Consider the following 15,661-nt stretch of genomic DNA (forward strand, 5'->3'; position numbering starts at 1 on the left):
CCTCCTAGCGCGCGATGCCGAGCTCGGCCGGCATGCCGGCGAGGCTCTGCTTGCGCGAGCACATCACCGCCATGATCACCAAGGTCAGCAGGTAGGGCGCGGCGTTGAACAGGTAATACCCTTGCGTCACGCCGACCGATTGCAGCGCCGGGCCGAGCGCGCCGGCGCCGCCGAACACGAAGGCGGCCCAGACGCAGGCGACCGGGTTCCAGCGCGCGAAGATCACCAGCGCCACCGCCATCAGGCCCTGGCCGGAGGACAAGGCCTCGTTCCAGCTGCCGGGGTAGTAGAGCGACAGGAAGGCGCCGCCGATGCCGGCGAAGAAGCCGCCCGCCGCCGTGGCGGCGACGCGCACCGGCATCGCCGCGATGCCGACCGCCTTCGCCGCGTCGCCGGAATCGCCGACCATGCGGACGACCAGGCCGGTGCGCGTGTTGCGGAAGCCCCAGGCGAGGATCGGCGCTGCGGCGAGGCCGATCAGGAACAGCGGGTTGATCGTCGCCGCCTCGGCGAGGCGCGGCGGCAAGAGGCCGAAGGAGAGATCGAAGCCCGGCAGGATCGGCGCCTTCGGCTGGATGTAGGGCTTGCCGAAGAAGAACGCGAGGCCGGTGCCGAGCAGCATCAGCGCGATGCCGACGGCGACGTCGTTGACCTTGGGCAGGCTGCAGATCAGCCCGTGCAGCACGCCGAACAGGCTGCCGGCCAGCGCCGCGGCCAGAACCCCGAGCCAGGGTGACCCCGTGTTGTAGGAGATGGCGTAGCCGGCCATGGCGCCGAAGACGAGCGTGCCTTCCAGGCCGAGATTGATGCGGCCCGCCTTCTCGGTGATGCATTCGCCGAGGCTGACGAACAGGAACGGCGTCGACACCCGGATCGCCCCGGCGAAGATCGCCAGCGGCACGCCCCACAGCCCGAGATCGCCGTCCATCGATCAGCCCTCCGCCGCGCGCACAAGCCCTCTCCGCCCTCGAAGAGGGGGGAGAGGGTTGGGAGAGGTGGGGAGGATGCGGCTGGTAGTGGTGCGCAAACGCGGATGCGTTGCGCACATTCGAATCTCGTCGAGAAGCGGCGCGCCCCACCTCTCCCAAACCCTCTCCGCCCCTGAGGGGCAGAGAGGGCTTTTATGTCCGCACATCGTCATCTCAACGCCCGCTGAAATACGGCCGCAGCCGGCCGCGCAGCGTTTCGCTCGCCAGGATCGCCACGAACAGCAGGCCCTGCAGCACGAGCACGCTGGCGTCCGGCAGGTCCAGGCGCCGCTGCAGCAATCCGCTCGACGCACCGATGCCGCCGAGCAGGATGGCGACCGGCACGATGGCCAGCGCGTTGTGGCGCGCGAGGAACGCCACCAGGATGCCGGTATAACCGTAGCCGACCGCGAGCGAGGCGTTGGCGCGGCCATGCACGGCCGCCACCTCGATCATGCCGGCGAGGCCGGCCGCGGCGCCGCCGAGGAAGCAGGCGCCGATCAGGAGCGGCCCGACGCCGAGCCCCGCGAGCCGCGCCGCCGCCGGATTGCCGCCGACCACCCGCATGGCGAAGCCGGTGCGGGTGTGGCGGATCAGCACGTGGCAGATCAGGCAGACCACGATGCCGATGGCGAGGCCGACATGGATGTCGGTGCCGGGCAGCGCGCCCAGCATGAAGCCGTCGCCGATATGGCCGGTGGAGGGCTTGTTCAGGCTGGCGGGGTCGCGCAAGGGACCTTCGACCAGGTGGTTCATCAGCGCGATGGCGAGATAGGAGAGGAGCAGGCTCGAGATCGTCTCGTTGACGCCGCGGAAGTGGCGGAGTGCACCGGCGAGCGCGACCCAGATGCCGCCCGCCAACATGCCGGCGAGGCCCATGGCGACGATGGCGACCGCCGCCGGCGCCCCGGCCAGCGCGAAGCCGATGCCGGCCGCGGCGACGCCGCCCAGCACCAGCGCGCCCTCGTTGCCGATGACGACGAGGCCGAGCCGGGCCGGCACCGCGGTATAGAGCGCGGTGAGCAGCAGCGGCGCGGCGCGCAGCAGCGTGTTCGACCAGGAGAAGCTGGAGCCGAAGCCGCCGGCCCAGATCAGCGCATAGACCTCGACCGGATCATACCCGGTCGCCAGCATGAACAGCGCGAACAGAGCCGCGCCGGCGAGCAGCGCAATGAGCGGGATCGCGATCGCCTCGGCGATGGCGCCGAGGCGGTCGCGATCCAGCGCCCATGCGCCGCGTGTTGGCGATGCCGCTTCCCCCGAAGTCTCGGCGACCGCCGCCACGGCTTGAGCCGCCCCGATCAACCGATGGCGCCGACCACGCCGTCGATCAGATAATTCATCGATTCGAGCGCGAGATCGGTCTGGCCGAGCGCCTTGCCGCCGGCGATCACCTCATTGCCCTTGTTGTCCTTGAGCGGGCCTTTGAAGATGACGAAGCCCTTCGACATCATCTCGGCCTTGATCGCATCGGCCTGCTTGCGCGCCGCCTCACTCACCGCCGGGCCATAGGCCGAGGTCTTGACGAAGCCTTCCTTCAGGCCGCCGCGCACGAAGTTGCCGGGCGTCTTGCCCGCCTTCATCGCATTGGCGAAGTCGAGATAGACTTTCGACCAGTTCCACTCCGCGCCGGTCAAATAGCCCTTGGGCGCCAGCGGCGCCTGGTTGGCGTGATAGCCGCAGGTGAAGGCACCGCGGCGCTCCGCCGTCTCGACCACCACCTTCGGGCTGTCGACATGGCAGGTCAGCACGTCGACGCCCTGGTCGATCAGGCTGTTGGTGCCTTCGGCTTCCTTCACCGGGAAAGCCCAGTCGCCGGTGAAGATCACCTGCGTCGTCGCCTTCGGGTTGACCGACTTGGCGCCGAGGGTGAAGGCGTTGATGTTGCGCAGCACCTGCGGGATCGGCTTCGCCGCGATGAAGCCGAGCTTGCCGGATTTCGAGGTGTGGCCGGCGACCACGCCGTTCAGGTACTGGCACTCGTCGATATAGCCGAAATAGCTGCCGGTGTTCTTCGCGTGCTTCGCCTCGTTCCACAGGCCGCCGCAATGGCGGAACTCGATCTTCGGGTACTTCGCCGCCAGCTTCAGCATGTGCGGGTCGAAGTAGCCGAACGAGGTCGGGAACATCAGTGTCGCGCCGTCGAGGTTGATCATGCTCTCCATCGACTTCTCGACCGCGACGGTCTCCGGCACCTTCTCCTCTTCCAGCACCTTGAAGCCGGCCTTCTTCAGCGCGGCGGCGCCTTCGGCATGCGCCTGGTTGTAGCCGTAATCGTCCTTCGGGCCGACATAGATGAAGCCGATCACCGGCGCCTTGCCCTGGGCGAAGGCGCCGGGCGAACCGAGGGCGGTGGCCGCGCCGAGCGCGACGCCCGACTTCAAGAGCTGTCGGCGGCCGATCAGAAACTGCGCATCCATGTCTTTCCCCTGTCCCATCCGTGCGGGCGTCGGGGGAGGAAAAGCACGCGCCATGCCAAGCGCCCCGGCAGCGGATTCCGCGGGATTGCGCGCCCGCGGATCATCCGGCGCGCCGAAATGGTATGCAATCCGCGCCGAAACGGCGCCGATTGACTAATTTATGTGCAGCCTAGGGCGCGAGGCGGTAGCCGCCGGGATCGGTGACCAAGATCGCCGCCTTGGACGGGTCGCGCTCGATCTTCTGGCGCAGGCGGTAGATATGCGTCTCCAGCGTGTGCGTGGTGACGCCGGCGTTGTAGCCCCAGACCTCGTTCAACAGCACGTCGCGCGACACGGCGCGGTCGCCGGCGCGGAACAGGTATTTCAGGATCGAGGTCTCCTTCTCGGTCAGCCTGACCTTCTTCCGCTTCTCGTTGTCGAGCAGCAGCTTTGCCGCCGGCTTGAAGGTATAGGGCCCGATGGCGAAGACGGCGTCCTCGCTCTGCTCATGCTGGCGCAGCTGGGCCCGGATGCGGGCCAGCAGCACCAGCAGCTTGAACGGCTTCACCACATAGTCGTTGGCGCCGGAATCGAGGCCCAGGATCGCGTCGGCATCGGAGGCCGCCGCGGTCAGCATGATGACCGGGCAACGCACGCCGGTTTTGCGGATCAGCTTGCAGAGCTCGCGCCCGTCGATATCCGGCAGGCCGACATCGAGCAGGATCAGGTCGAAATGCTCGGCCTTGACCTTCTCCAGCGCCTGCCCCCCATCGGCGGCCTGGACGGTGACGAATTCCTCGTGCAGTTCGAGCTGCTCGGCCAGCGAGCCGCGCAAGGCGGCATCGTCATCGACCAGCAGCAATCTCTTGGCAGCAGACAATCAGGCCTCCCGTTGGACCCCTTGACCCGGCCGTGCCGTCCCCCAATCCGACCACGTCCGGTCCATCATACGATCCTCAATGCCCGATGGATGCACCCGCTGCAACGGCCGGGCCGCTATCGGTCCCATGCCAGCCGTTTATGCCGGCGCCAGACACATCTGCGCGAGCGCCGCCCGGTTGAGCGGGGTGCCGGGCTGGGCCAGCGCCTCCACCACCTGGAAATGATGCAGGCCAGGCGCAGGAATACTGTCGGGCCGGAAGCCGCGGGCGAGCAGCGAGGCGGCATAGGTCTGCTGCTGGCGCAGGAACTCGTCGGTCTCGGCCGCGCCGACGCAGAGCGCGAGCTTCGGATTGCCCAGCGGCTCCAGGTTGATCGGACTGTTGCGGCGGACCTCGGCCGGCGTGAGGCTCAGCGCCTTGTTCAGGTAGCAGAGCCGGATCGGCTCCAGGTCGTAGAGGCCGGCGATCATCACCCCGCCCTTGACCAGGTCGGCCGGCAGGTCGGGCGCGAAGCCGGGCCAGTCGGTCGACACCATCATCGCGGTGAGATGGCCGCCGGCGGAATGGCCGGACACGTAGATCTGCCCCGGATCGCCGCCGAACGTGGCGGCATTACGCCAGGTCCAGGCCAGCGCGGCGCGGCACTGCCGCACGATCTCGTCGATGCCGACCTTGGGCGCCAGGTCGTAGTTCACCACCACCACGGCGGCGCCGGCCGGCACCAGGCCTAAGGCGACGAAGGAATGGTCGGCCTTGTCCAGCATCTGCCAGTAGCCGCCATGGATGAAGACATGCACCGGCGCCGGCGTCTTGCCCGCCGGCGGCAGGAAGATATCGAGCGTCTCGCCCGGGCCGGACGGGCCATAGGCCAGGTCGAGCCGGCAGGGCATGGTCTTGCGCGCCTGTTTCGAGCGGGCGGCGTAGCGGTCGAGAAAGCTCTGGAAATCGGCGATGCGGCCGCGCAGGAAATACTGCGCGTCGAGCCCCGCCTGGTCGTAATCGCGATAGACCGCCGCCATCTGCCCCCTCACATGTCCCGGGCGTCCGCTCCCTAATTTCATCTTAGACCTGTCAGGGGCGGGAAACGAATTCGCGCTGAACGAGCAGTGTGGGGAATTGTCGGGCGGCGCGGTTCAGCCCGGGCCGGGACGGGGCCGGGCGGCGCCCCAGAAGTTGAAGCCCGACCATCGCGGCGCACCGGGCAGATACATCGTCTCGAGCTGTTCGATCTCGAACCCGCCGGCGCCGATCAGGTCGGGGATGTCGCGCGTCAGGTGGCACCCGCCGCCGATGACGCGCCAGATCGGCTCGATCCGCCCTTGCCAGCGACGCACGCCGGGATCGGGCGCGGCACCATGCTCGCAGAACAGCAGCCGGCCGCCGGGCTTCAGCGCGCGCCGCGCGCCCTGCAGCGCGGCCACCGCATCGGGGATCGAGCACAGCGTGTAAGTGACGACCACCGTGTCGACGCTTGCCAGCGGCAGCGAGAGTTGCTCCGCCGTCCGGTTCAGGATCTCGACCGGGACGGTCGCGCTCCGCAGCTGCTCGCCGGCCCGCGCGAGCATGCCGCCAGCCGGCTCCAGGCCAATCAGCTTGGTCACCTTTGCCGGATCGTAATGCGGCAGGTTGAGCCCGGTGCCGAAGCCGAGCTCGAGCACCACGCCGGCGGCCTGCGGCACGATCTTGGTGCGCTGCCGCTGCACCGGCCGGCAGGAGCAGGCCCAGTCGACCAGGCGCGGCAGCACATAGCGGTCATAGAGGCCCATGCGATATTCGCTCGATTCGGCTCAGGCGAGATGCAGCCACGGCAGCTGCTCCTCGCGGAAGAAATGCAGGGTCGGTTCGAACCGGCGCGGTTCGTCGAAGGCACCGATGTGGAAATGCGCCTCGGTCGGCAGCATCGTCGTCTCGCAAGTGAGCGTCGAGCCGCAGGCGCGGCAGAAACCGCGCACCGTGCCCGGCGAGGAAGCGAATTTGGCGATCTCGCCTTGCGTCACCTGATAGGCGCTGTGCTCGAAGCCAACGAAAACCGAGACCGGCGCGCCGCTATGGCGCCGGCAGCTCTGGCAGTGGCACCAGAACACCGATTTCGGCGCGCCGGTGGCGACGAAGCGCACCGCGCCGCAGAGACAGCCGCCTTCGATCCGTTGCATGCGTCAGATCCTCCCTGCCAGCCTGGCGGCGGTGCGGCGGATGACGGCCATCGCATCCGTCGTGCCGTCGGCATGTCCCTTCTCGAAATCGCCCTCGACCCGGCCCATCTGGTTGGTGACATAGGCGAAGCAGATCACCGCCTTGCCGCGCGCCGCGGCGAAGGCATAGAGCGCCGCCGCTTCCATCTCGACCGCGAGCAGGCCGCGCGCCCGCATGGCGTCGATCGCGGCGGCGGTTTCGCGAAACGGCGCGTCGGTGGTCCAAGTGGCGCCGCCCAGTACCGGAACGCCGAGATCGGCGAAGGCGCCGTCGAGCGCGGCGACGAGCGCCGCCGGCGCATCGCTGAACGCGGCGGGCGGCAGATAGTGATAGCTCGTCCCCTCGTCGCGCAGCGCGCGTTCGATCAGCACGAAATAGGGCGGCTCCCGTATCGGCACGATCTGGCCGGACGAGGTGACGCTGATCAGGAGCCGGCAGCCGGAGACGAACAGCTCCTCCGCCACTAGCACCGCGAAGGACGCGCCGACCGCGCAGCCGACGATGCCGATGGTCGTTGCGCCATCGTCGAAGAGATGGAGATCGGTGTGATAGCAGACCCAGCCGTCATGCCGCCGCGCGCGGCCCTCGGCCTTGAGGCGGCGCACGATGTCGCCATCCGGGTCGAGCAGGCAGATCTCGGGCACCGGCTGCAATGCCGCGGATTTCTGCCGCCGCGCCTCGCGCAGCAGGCTTTCCGGCGTGAAGGCGGACGGTGCCGCGTGGTGCTTGTCGGCGAGGATCGGCGGGAGGCTTTTGTCATCGGACGTCGTCATGGCGGCGCCTCGCTGTCAGCTGCCGCGCGACACGGCGAAGCCCAGGGCATTCCATCGCTGCATACCGCCACGCAGCACAGTGACATCTTCGAGGCCGGCCGCGACGAGGCGCGCCCGCGCGGCAGCCGAACGCATGTCCGTGCGGCAGACCAGAACGATCCCGTCGCTGGACCGCGCGCGGACCTCGTCCATTCGGCGATCGATCTCGCCAAGCGGCAGATTCACCGCGCCGGCGATATGCCCGAGCTCCCCCGAGAACTCGTCGGGCCCGCGCACATCGATCACGGTCGGCTTCGGCGCGCTCGCCAGCTTCTGTCGCAACCCCTCCGCCTCGATCCAGGCCGGATCCGAAGTCCTGGCGGGCGAGAGCAGCCGCGTAAGGACAGCGAGGAGAGAGGAGCGAGGCTTCGTCATTTCGGACCCGTTTCGCGGTTGATCGGATAGCCGCTCGCCGGGCCGCGCAGCGGCTGCACCAGCATGCGGTCGAGGCGCAGATCGCCCACCGCGCGGAATTGCTCGATGCCGATGGTCATGCCCTCATACCCCTCGGCCGGCTGCGCCCGGTAGGTGCCGAGCAGGCGATCCCACCAGGGCAGGTTGAAGCCGAAATTGCTGTTGGTCTCGGCCGGCCGGATCGAATGGTGCACGCGATGCATGTCGGGTGTCACGACGATCCAGCGCAGCACGCGGTCGATACCAATGGGCAGACGCAGGTTGGCGTGGTTGAACATGGCGGTGGCGTTGAGCAGGACCTCGAACACCAGCACGGCGGCGGCCGGCGGGCCGAGCGCGGCCACCACGCCGAGTTTCAGCGCCATCGAGAGCAGGATCTCCACGGGGTGAAAGCGCAGCCCGGTGGTGACGTCGAAATCGAGGTCCGCATGGTGCATGCGGTGCAGCCGCCACAGCGCCGGTACCGCGTGGAACATGACGTGCTGCAGATAGATCGCGAGGTCGAGCGCCAGCAGCGACAGGACGAAGGCCAGCCAGAACGGCAATGGCCACAGGTTGAGCAGGCCGAAGCCCTGCTGCTCGGCCAGCGCGGCGAGGCCGACCGCCAGGACCGGGAAGGCCAGCCGCAGCAGCACCGTGTTGAGTGCGACGATCCCGAGATTGCCGCTCCAGCGGTACAGCCGCGAAACCTGCCGCCGGCGCCGCGGGACCGCAGCCTCCCACCCTGCCATGATGGCGAACACGCCGAGAAACAGGCCAACGCGGATGACCGGTTCGTTTTCCAGCAGCGCCGCCTGCATCCAGCCAGTCCTTGCCCCCGGTTCTCGGAGCGGTTACATTCAATAAATCAATTGAATGAGATAATATCAGAGCCGCCGCCATGTCAATCGGCCCGAAACAGGCCCTGTTCGCCGAGTTCGCCGCCGTCGCCCGAGCGCTCGGGCATGCGCATCGGCTCGAGTTGCTCGAACAGCTCGGCCAGGGAGAGCGCAGCGTGGAGACCCTGTCGGCGCGGGTCGGCCTTTCCGTCGCCAATGCCTCGCAGCATCTGCAGCACCTGCGCCGCGCCGGGCTGGTGGCGGGGCGGCGCGAGGGCAAGTTCGTGTTCTACCGGCTGGCCGACGACGCCGTGCTGGCGCTGCTCGCGTCGCTCAGCCACGTTGCCGAGCGGAACCTCGCCGAAGTCGACCGCATCCTGCGCGGCTATTTCGCCGACCGCGACAGCCTCGAGCCGGTCTCGCGCGAGGAGCTTCTCGCGCGCTCGCGCGCCGGGCTGGTGACCGTGCTGGATGTGCGGCCGGCCGACGAGTTCGCGCTCGGCCATGTGCCGGGCGCCGTCAACATTCCGCTCGCCGAGCTGAAGGGGCGGCTCGCTGATCTCGACCCGGCGCTGGAGATCGTCGCCTATTGCCGGGGCGCGTACTGCGTCCTGTCCTTCGAGGCGGTGGCGGCCCTGCGCGCCCGCGGCTTCAAGGCGCGGCGCCTGGTCGACGGACTGCCGGAATGGCGCGCCGCCGGCCTGCCGGTCGAGCGGCCGGCCTGAACGGCATCATCGGTAAACCGTCGCCTCAGGCGGGGCAGCAGCCGCCTGCCTGACGGGCGGACGCTTCCGCGGCGGCGGCCGGCTTCGCCGGGGCGCAGCACGCCGATGTCTGCTGCACCGCCGCCTCTTCCCTGGCCGGGCCGCAGCAGCCGGCGGCCACCGGCTCGCCGGCGCGCTCGACCCCGATCGGCCGGCTGACGCAGACGCCGGTTTCCGGCAGGGCAAGCTCGACGCGGCCGGCTGCTTCCGCATCGCCGCTGAGCGACGCCGCGATGGAGCGCACCTGTTCGTGGCCGGTGGCCAGCAGGAAGGTCGGCGCGCGGCCATAGCTCTTCATCCCGGCGATGAAGAAGTCGGGCTCGGCATGCGCCAGCTCCTTCGCGCCATGCGGGCGCACGGTGCCGCAGCTGTGCAGGTTGGGATCGATCAGCGGCCCGAGGCTGCCGCTGCTTTCCAGCCACGGATCGAGCGTCAGGCGGATCTCGCGCAGGAAGGAGAGGTCGGGCCGGAAGCCGGTGGCGACGATGATCTCGTCCACCGCGATGGTTCGGCTCGACCCGTTCACCTCGCCGCTGACGCGGAGCCCACAGGAGCAGCCGTCGGCGATGCGAGCAACGCGGAACGGCGTGACCACCTCGATCGTGCCGCTCTCCACCAGCGCCCGCACCTGGGAGCCGAGCGCGCCGCGCGCCGGCAGCTGGTCCGCCGCCTCGCCGCCATAGGCGGCTTCCACCCGCTCCTTGCGCAGGGCCCAGACGATGCGCGTCTTGGGGGCGGCCTGCTTCAGCGCGGCGAGCTCGATGATGGCATTGAGCGCCGAATGTCCGCCGCCGATCACCAGCACGGCGCGGCCCTCGTAACGGGCGCGCTCGCCGCCCAGCACGTCCGGGATGCCGTAGCGGATATGGTCCGCGGCGCCGCGCTCGCCGATGGCCGGCAGGCCGTCGGCGCCGGACGGATTCGGCATCGTCCAGGTGCCGGACGCGTCGATCACGGCGCGCGCCTCGATCACGTCCTCGCCGGCCGCGCCCTCCACGCGGAGCACGAAGGGCTGGCGGTCGCGGCCTTCGCTCCGCACCTTGTCATGGCCCTTGCGGCTCACCGCGGCGACGCGGGCGCCGAGCCGGAGATGCGGGCGCATCGCCGGCAGCTCGGCGAGCGGCTCCAGATAGCGCGCCACCAGGTCGCCGCCGGTCGGGATCGCGTCGGGCGCCGGCGGCTGCCAGCCTGCTTTGTCCAGCAGGCGCCGGGCGGCGCTGTCGACGTTGTACTGCCAGGGCGAGAACATGCGCACATGCGACCACGCGCGCACGCTGCTCGCCACCTTGTCGCCGGCCTCGACGACGATCGGCGTCTGGCCGCGCTCGATCAGATGGGCGGCGGCGGCGAGGCCGACCGGGCCGGCGCCGATCACGGCAACGGGAAGCTGGCTGTCGGTCATGGACGGTCTCCCGGTCAGGCGGCGCGGGCACGCATGCGGCGCGGCGAGGTGCTGGCTTCGGCGGATGGCTTCGGGCCGCAGGATCTGGCGCGCGCCTTCCCGGCGCCGGCGCAGCAATTCTGGGTCAGATAGCCCATCAGGGCGTTCATGCCGTCGTAATCGGCCGAATAGAAGATGTTGCGGCTCTCGCGCCGCTGGCGCGCCAGGCCGGCATGGGCCAACTGCTGCAGATGGAACGAGAGCGAGGCCGGCGGCACGCCCAGCTCCTCCGCGATGGCGCCCGCCGCCAGGCCCTGCGGGCCGGCCTGCACCAGCAGGCGGAACACGTCGAGCCGGGTCTCCTGCGCGAGGGCGCCGAGCGCGGCAATGACCTGCCTGGATTTCATAACGCGCATCCGATTCGATAATTGAACAATCGTCAAATTAACGGCCGCGCGGACGAAGTCAATCGATATTTGAAAAAGTATCAAATTATGTCCGTCGGGCCGGCATTCGAACAGGGAGATCGGCCGGCTTAGACCGGGCGCAGGGGCGCGGCCTTCGCGGCACCGGCCGGCAGCGCGAAGCTGATCGCCCAGCAGAGCGCCAGCATGACGGCGGAGCCGATCAGGCAGCCGGCGAGGCCGGCGAGCTGATAGAGCGCGCCGGAGAGCAGGATGCCGATCAGGCGCCCGGCCGCATTCGCCGCATAGTAGAAGCCGACATCCTCCGCCGCCTTCTCCGATCCCGCATAGGCGAGGATCAGATAGGAATGCAGCGACGAGTTGACCGCGAAGGCGAAGCCGAACACCGCGAGCCCGATCGCCACGATCAGATCGACCGGGAGCGCCCCGGGCATCATGACAAGCAACGCGAGCACGACGGGAATTGCCGCGAGCAGGGCGGCCCATAGGCGGGCGGCCGGCACCTCGCGGCGCAGGCCATCCGCGCTGCGGGGAACCAGAGAGGGCGCGATGCCCTGCACCAGGCCGTAGCCGATGGTCCAGGCGGCGAGGAATCCCCCGACTTCCAGAAAGGCCCAGCCCTGCGCGTAGAGAAAGACCGGCAGCCCGACCACGAACCACACGTCGCGGGCACCGAACAGGAAGATGCGCGCCGCGGCCAGCAGGTTGACGCCGGCCGACTTGCTGAACAGCTCGCGCATCGACTTCGAGGCCTCGGCGCGGCCGAGCCTGGCCGGCAGCGAGAGCGCGGCGGCGATCAGGATCACCGCCAGCGCGCCCGCCATCAGCCAGAGGCCTTCACGGAAACCGGCAAGGTCGAGCAGCAGCCCGCCGAGGAAGAAGCCGACGCCCTTCATCGCGTTCTTCGAGCCGGTGAACCAGGCGACCCAGCGGAACAGCTGGCCCGCGCCGGCATCGGCGGTCGCCTTGATCGCCGATTTCGACGCCGTCTTGGTCAGGTCCTTGGCGATGCCGGCGATGCCTTGCGCCGCCACCACCCAGGCGACCGAGAGCGCGGCGCCCCAGCCCGGGTCCAGCGCCGAGAGCATGACGAGGCCGGCGATCTGCAGGCCGAGCCCGACCGCCAGCATGCGCGGAATGCCGAAGCGCGACGCGAGCCAGCCGCCGCCCAGATTGGCGAAGATGCCGGCGGCCTCGTAGAGCAGGAACAGGAAGGCGAGCGTGAACGGCGAATAGCCGAGGCGGAAGAAATGCAGCAGCACCAGCATGCGCAACGCGCCGTCGCTGAGCGTGAAGCCCCAATAGGCGGCGGTGACGATGGCGTAGTTGCGCGCGGCACTCATCGCGCTTCCGCCGCCTGGACGATGCCGGCCAGGTCGACCATGCGGCAGGCATAGCCCATCTCGTTGTCGTACCAGGCATAGACTTTCAACAGGGTGCCGTCGGTCACCAGCGTGCTCAACGCGTCGACGATGGAGCTCCGCGTGTCGTTGACGTAGTCGACCGAGACGAGCGGGCGCCGCTCGATGCCGAGGATGCCCGCCAGCACGCCCTGCGCCGCGCTCTCGAACAGGCGGTTGACCTCGCCCGCGGTGACCGCGCGCATCAGCTCGAAGACGCAATCGGTCAGGCTCGCGTTCAGCACCGGCGCGCGCACCGCATGGCCGTCCAGCTTGCCCTTCAGCTCCGGATAGATCAGCGCGATGGCGGTGGCGCTGCCGGTCGTGGTCGGCTGCAGCGAGTTGACCGCCGATCGCGCGCGCCGCAGGTCCTTGTGCGGCGCATCGACCACCACGTTGGTGTTGGTCGGGTTGTGGATGGTGGTGATCTGGCCGTGCCGGATGCCAATCGCCTCGTGGATCACCTTGACCACCGGCGCGAGGCAGTTGGTGGTGCAGGAAGCCGCAGTCAGCAGGCGGTGCCGCGTGGGATCGTAGAGGTGGTCGTTGACGCCGACCACGATGTTGAGCGCCGCTGCGTCCTTCACCGGCGCCGAGACGATCACGCGCTTCACGCCGCAGGCGAAATAGCCGTCGAGCGCGGCCGGCGTGAGAAACCTGCCGGTGCATTCCAGCACGATGTCGCAGCCGAGATCGCCCCAGCGCACCTCGCCGGGATCGGCCTTGGCGCTGAAGCTGATCGGGCGGTCGCCGACCAGAAAGGCATCTTCGCGGTCCAGCGCGCGCGGTCCGCGCCAGCGGCCGTGAATGCTGTCGAATTCCAGGAGATGCGCCGTCGTTGCGGCGCCGCCCTTGACCTCGTTCACATGGCCGATCTCGAGCCGGCGCGCGCGGCGCGGATCGGCACTGTCCCGCTCGACGCCGCCGAGCGCCGCGCGCAGCGCCAGCCGCCCGATGCGGCCCATGCCGTTGATGCCGATCGCCATGGCGGCTGCTCCGGCCGGTCGCCGCGTCAGGCCAGCGCCGGCGAGCTCGCGCCGATCTGGTCGAGCCTCGTCTTCACCGCCATGCGGTCGAGCGAGGCAAAGGGCAGGTTGCAGAAGATCTCGAGCCGGCGCCTGAGCGCGCTGTAGAGCTGGTTCAGCAGCACGTTGCGCTCCAGCTCGGTGCCGGTGAACAGCGCCGGGTCGGGCAGCGGCCAGAATCCGGTCAGCGCCTTCTCGCCGATATCGGGGCAGCTTTCGCCCGGCGTGTCGCACAGCGCGATGATGAAATCCATGCGCGGCGCATCGGGCCGCATGAACTCGTCCCAGGACTTGCTGCGCAGCCGGTCCATGTCGTGGCCGAGCGCGCGGAGCTTGTCCATCACCTCCGGCATCGGTGCCGGCGCCGGCGCGGAGCCGGCGGAATAGGCATTGAACCGGCCCTTGCCGATCTTCTCCAGGATCGCCTCGGCCATGATCGAGCGGGCGGAGTTCCGGGTGCACAGGAAGAGCACGTTGAAGGCAGCACTCATGGTGGATACCTCGGCATCGTCGATTTCGGGCAGCAGGCGGGCGAGATCGCCGCAGAGCTCCGGCCGGCCGTCGCAGCAGGTCTCGGTCACGAAGCCGAGCAGGCTGCGCAGGCCCAGGATGCGGACGGCGTAGATGACCTGCCGCCCCTGCCGCGTCGATTGCACGAGGCCGGCCTGCTCCAGCGCCGCGAGATGGAAGGAGAGCGTCGAGGGCGGCACCGAAAGCCGCGCCGCGAGCTCCCCGGCCGGCATCCCGCTCGGCCCGGCGCCGGCCAGCAGGCGCAGCAGGCGAACGCGGGTTTCCTGCGACAAGGCCTGAAAGGCATTGGCTGCCTGCTGTGAATCCATATTTCCAGCATAATCGAAATGATGAGTGGGACAAGTGCATTTGAAGGGAAAAAACTGCGAAACGCCCCCCTTTTCGCTATAATTCGCTATCTAACGGAAAGAAATTGCGGCACTTCCCTTTGCACGGATTGGACGGGCGCCCGCCTTCAGGCCATCATCCGGGTGCCGGCGGCGCTGTCGGAGAGCAGCGGGAAGCGCTTGGGCTGGAACAGCTGGTAGTGCCACCACTCCTTCAGGTAGCAGTCCCAGCCGGCCGCGGTCATCAGGCCGAGCAGCAGCGCCCGGTTCCGCTGCGCCTCGACCGACACCTCGAGCGCGCCGTGATGCGAGAGCTCGGAGAGCGTGTCGAACGGCGTGCCCATGTCGAGGGCGCGGCCCTGGGCGTCGATCAGGGTCAGGTCCACGGCGGCGCCGCGGGAATGCGGCGAGCCCTTGCGCGGATCGGCGAAATAGGGCGAGCCGGGATTGAGGTTCCAGAACGCCCAGGCGGCCTCGGTCGGCCGGAAACCGTCGAAGACGCGGAAGCGCAGGCCGAGCGCGCCGGCGAGCGCGATCGATTTCCGCAGCAGCTCGGCCGCTTCGGGGTTGAGATAGCAGGCCGGCCGGGCGTAGATCGGGCGGCCGGCGACGTTGTCGGCGGTGGCATAGGCGATGTCGAGCTCGACATCGAAGCGGGGCGGTGCGATCTCCACCAGCAGCATGAGCGACTCCGGCAGCAAGCCCCTCAAAGTGCTCGGTCTCGACGGTGCCCTGCAAGGCTTCTCCGTCGCCGTGGCGATCGGCGACCGCTGTGCCGCGCGGCGCGCCGAGCCCGGCCCGCGCGGCCAGGCCGAGGCGATGGTGCCGATGATCCAGCAATGCCTGGACGAGGCCGGCATCGGCTTCGCCGATCTCGACGCCATTGCGGTGACGGTCGGTCCCGGCGGCTTCACCGGGCTCCGCGTCGCGCTGGCCACCGCGCGCGGCCTCAGGCTCGCGCTGGCCAAGCCAGCGGTCGGCCTCTCGACCTTGGAGGCGATCGCGGCCGGCGTGCCGGAGGCGGCCCGCGCCGGGCGCCGCATCCTCGCGGTGATCGATGCCCGCCGCGGCGAGGTCTTCGCGCAAGGCTTCGCCGCCGATCTTTCGCCGCTGACCGAGGCGATCGTGGCGAGCCCGGCCGAGGCGGCGCGGCTGGCCCTGGATCGTCTCGGCGGCCCGGTCGTGCTGGCCGGCACCGGCGAGGCGCTGGTCCTGCCGCATGCGCCGGGCGCGCTCGCCGGCATGGCCCCGGCCGAGCCGGACGCCGCCACCATTGCCCGGCTGGTCGCGCGGCGGCCGGCCCCGCCGGCCGACCTGCCGGCGC

General features: G+C 69.5%; 18 protein-coding genes. 2 read left to right on the forward strand and 16 right to left on the reverse strand.

Annotated features, from left to right (window positions below):
* Nucleotides 1–4: 4 nt before the first annotated feature.
* From DT074_RS03685 to DT074_RS03730, 10 genes are all read right to left on the reverse strand, one after another.
* A complete protein-coding gene (locus DT074_RS03685) occupies nucleotides 5–928 on the reverse strand; it encodes an ABC transporter permease (protein ID WP_119418453.1) in 924 nt (307 codons plus the stop codon).
* 214 nt (nucleotides 929–1,142) lie between these two features.
* The gene (locus DT074_RS03690; RefSeq protein ID WP_368744403.1) at nucleotides 1,143–2,252 is read right to left on the reverse strand and encodes an ABC transporter permease; all 1,110 of its coding nucleotides are present in this window, start codon (nucleotides 2,250–2,252) and stop codon (nucleotides 1,143–1,145) included.
* 17 nt (nucleotides 2,253–2,269) lie between these two features.
* Complete coding sequence (locus DT074_RS03695; protein WP_119418454.1) at nucleotides 2,270–3,388, reverse strand: BMP family ABC transporter substrate-binding protein; 1,119 nt, start codon at nucleotides 3,386–3,388, stop codon at nucleotides 2,270–2,272.
* Between the two features lie 169 nt (nucleotides 3,389–3,557).
* Nucleotides 3,558–4,247, reverse strand: a complete 690-nt coding sequence (locus tag DT074_RS03700) for a response regulator transcription factor (RefSeq protein WP_119418455.1) — start codon at nucleotides 4,245–4,247, stop codon at nucleotides 3,558–3,560.
* Nucleotides 4,248–4,385: 138 nt separating this feature from the next.
* Entirely contained in the window at nucleotides 4,386–5,267 is an 882-nt protein-coding gene (locus DT074_RS03705; protein ID WP_119418456.1) for an alpha/beta hydrolase, read from the reverse strand.
* A gap of 114 nt (nucleotides 5,268–5,381) precedes the next feature.
* A complete protein-coding gene (locus DT074_RS03710) occupies nucleotides 5,382–6,014 on the reverse strand; it encodes a class I SAM-dependent methyltransferase (RefSeq protein ID WP_119418457.1) in 633 nt (210 codons plus the stop codon).
* Nucleotides 6,015–6,035: 21 nt separating this feature from the next.
* Nucleotides 6,036–6,401 carry a GFA family protein gene (locus DT074_RS03715; RefSeq protein ID WP_119418458.1) on the reverse strand — a complete coding sequence of 122 codons (366 nt, stop codon included), beginning with the start codon at nucleotides 6,399–6,401 and terminating at the stop codon, nucleotides 6,036–6,038.
* Nucleotides 6,402–6,404: 3 nt separating this feature from the next.
* Nucleotides 6,405–7,214 (reverse strand): nucleoside phosphorylase, encoded by an 810-nt coding sequence (locus DT074_RS03720; protein WP_119418459.1) that lies wholly within the window; start codon nucleotides 7,212–7,214, stop codon nucleotides 6,405–6,407.
* Nucleotides 7,215–7,229: 15 nt separating this feature from the next.
* Entirely contained in the window at nucleotides 7,230–7,535 is a 306-nt protein-coding gene (locus tag DT074_RS03725; RefSeq protein ID WP_162914589.1) for a rhodanese-like domain-containing protein, read from the reverse strand.
* A gap of 89 nt (nucleotides 7,536–7,624) precedes the next feature.
* Nucleotides 7,625–8,467: a sterol desaturase family protein gene (locus tag DT074_RS03730; RefSeq protein ID WP_119418461.1), complete on the reverse strand. Its 843-nt coding sequence runs from the start codon at nucleotides 8,465–8,467 to the stop codon at nucleotides 7,625–7,627.
* 80 nt (nucleotides 8,468–8,547) lie between these two features.
* Here DT074_RS03730 and DT074_RS03735 point away from each other — a divergent pair, with 80 nt between their 5' ends.
* Nucleotides 8,548–9,210 carry an ArsR/SmtB family transcription factor gene (locus tag DT074_RS03735; RefSeq protein WP_119418462.1) on the forward strand — a complete coding sequence of 221 codons (663 nt, stop codon included), beginning with the start codon at nucleotides 8,548–8,550 and terminating at the stop codon, nucleotides 9,208–9,210.
* A 25-nt stretch (nucleotides 9,211–9,235) separates the two neighbouring features.
* On the opposite strand, the gene DT074_RS03740 is transcribed toward DT074_RS03735, so the two are convergent.
* The 6 genes from DT074_RS03740 to ddpX all read right to left on the reverse strand — a co-directional run bounded on the left by DT074_RS03740 (nucleotide 9,236) and on the right by ddpX (nucleotide 15,017).
* Entirely contained in the window at nucleotides 9,236–10,651 is a 1,416-nt protein-coding gene (locus tag DT074_RS03740; protein ID WP_119418463.1) for an FAD-dependent oxidoreductase, read from the reverse strand.
* A gap of 14 nt (nucleotides 10,652–10,665) precedes the next feature.
* Nucleotides 10,666–11,037: an ArsR/SmtB family transcription factor gene (locus DT074_RS03745; RefSeq protein WP_119418464.1), complete on the reverse strand. Its 372-nt coding sequence runs from the start codon at nucleotides 11,035–11,037 to the stop codon at nucleotides 10,666–10,668.
* Nucleotides 11,038–11,165: 128 nt separating this feature from the next.
* On the reverse strand, nucleotides 11,166–12,398 hold the full coding sequence (gene arsJ, locus DT074_RS03750; protein ID WP_119418465.1) for an organoarsenical effux MFS transporter ArsJ: 1,233 nt from the start codon (nucleotides 12,396–12,398) through the stop codon (nucleotides 11,166–11,168).
* Nucleotides 12,395–13,441, reverse strand: coding sequence for an ArsJ-associated glyceraldehyde-3-phosphate dehydrogenase (locus tag DT074_RS03755; RefSeq protein WP_119418466.1), 1,047 nt, complete (start codon nucleotides 13,439–13,441; stop codon nucleotides 12,395–12,397). Before DT074_RS03755 ends, arsJ begins: the two co-directional genes overlap by 4 nt.
* Before the next feature lie 26 nt (nucleotides 13,442–13,467).
* Nucleotides 13,468–14,319 carry a metalloregulator ArsR/SmtB family transcription factor gene (locus DT074_RS03760; RefSeq protein WP_119418467.1) on the reverse strand — a complete coding sequence of 284 codons (852 nt, stop codon included), beginning with the start codon at nucleotides 14,317–14,319 and terminating at the stop codon, nucleotides 13,468–13,470.
* Between the two features lie 146 nt (nucleotides 14,320–14,465).
* Entirely contained in the window at nucleotides 14,466–15,017 is a 552-nt protein-coding gene (gene ddpX / locus DT074_RS03765; RefSeq protein ID WP_438503661.1) for a D-alanyl-D-alanine dipeptidase, read from the reverse strand.
* A gap of 1 nt (nucleotide 15,018) precedes the next feature.
* Here ddpX and tsaB point away from each other — a divergent pair.
* Nucleotides 15,019–15,661, forward strand: a 643-nt coding sequence (gene tsaB, locus DT074_RS03770) for a tRNA (adenosine(37)-N6)-threonylcarbamoyltransferase complex dimerization subunit type 1 TsaB (RefSeq protein WP_119418468.1), incomplete at its 3' end; no start/stop codon positions are given.

The sequence above is a fragment of the Desertibaculum subflavum genome (genome assembly GCA_003576705.1).
GTDB lineage: Bacteria > Pseudomonadota > Alphaproteobacteria > Ferrovibrionales > Ferrovibrionaceae > Desertibaculum > Desertibaculum subflavum.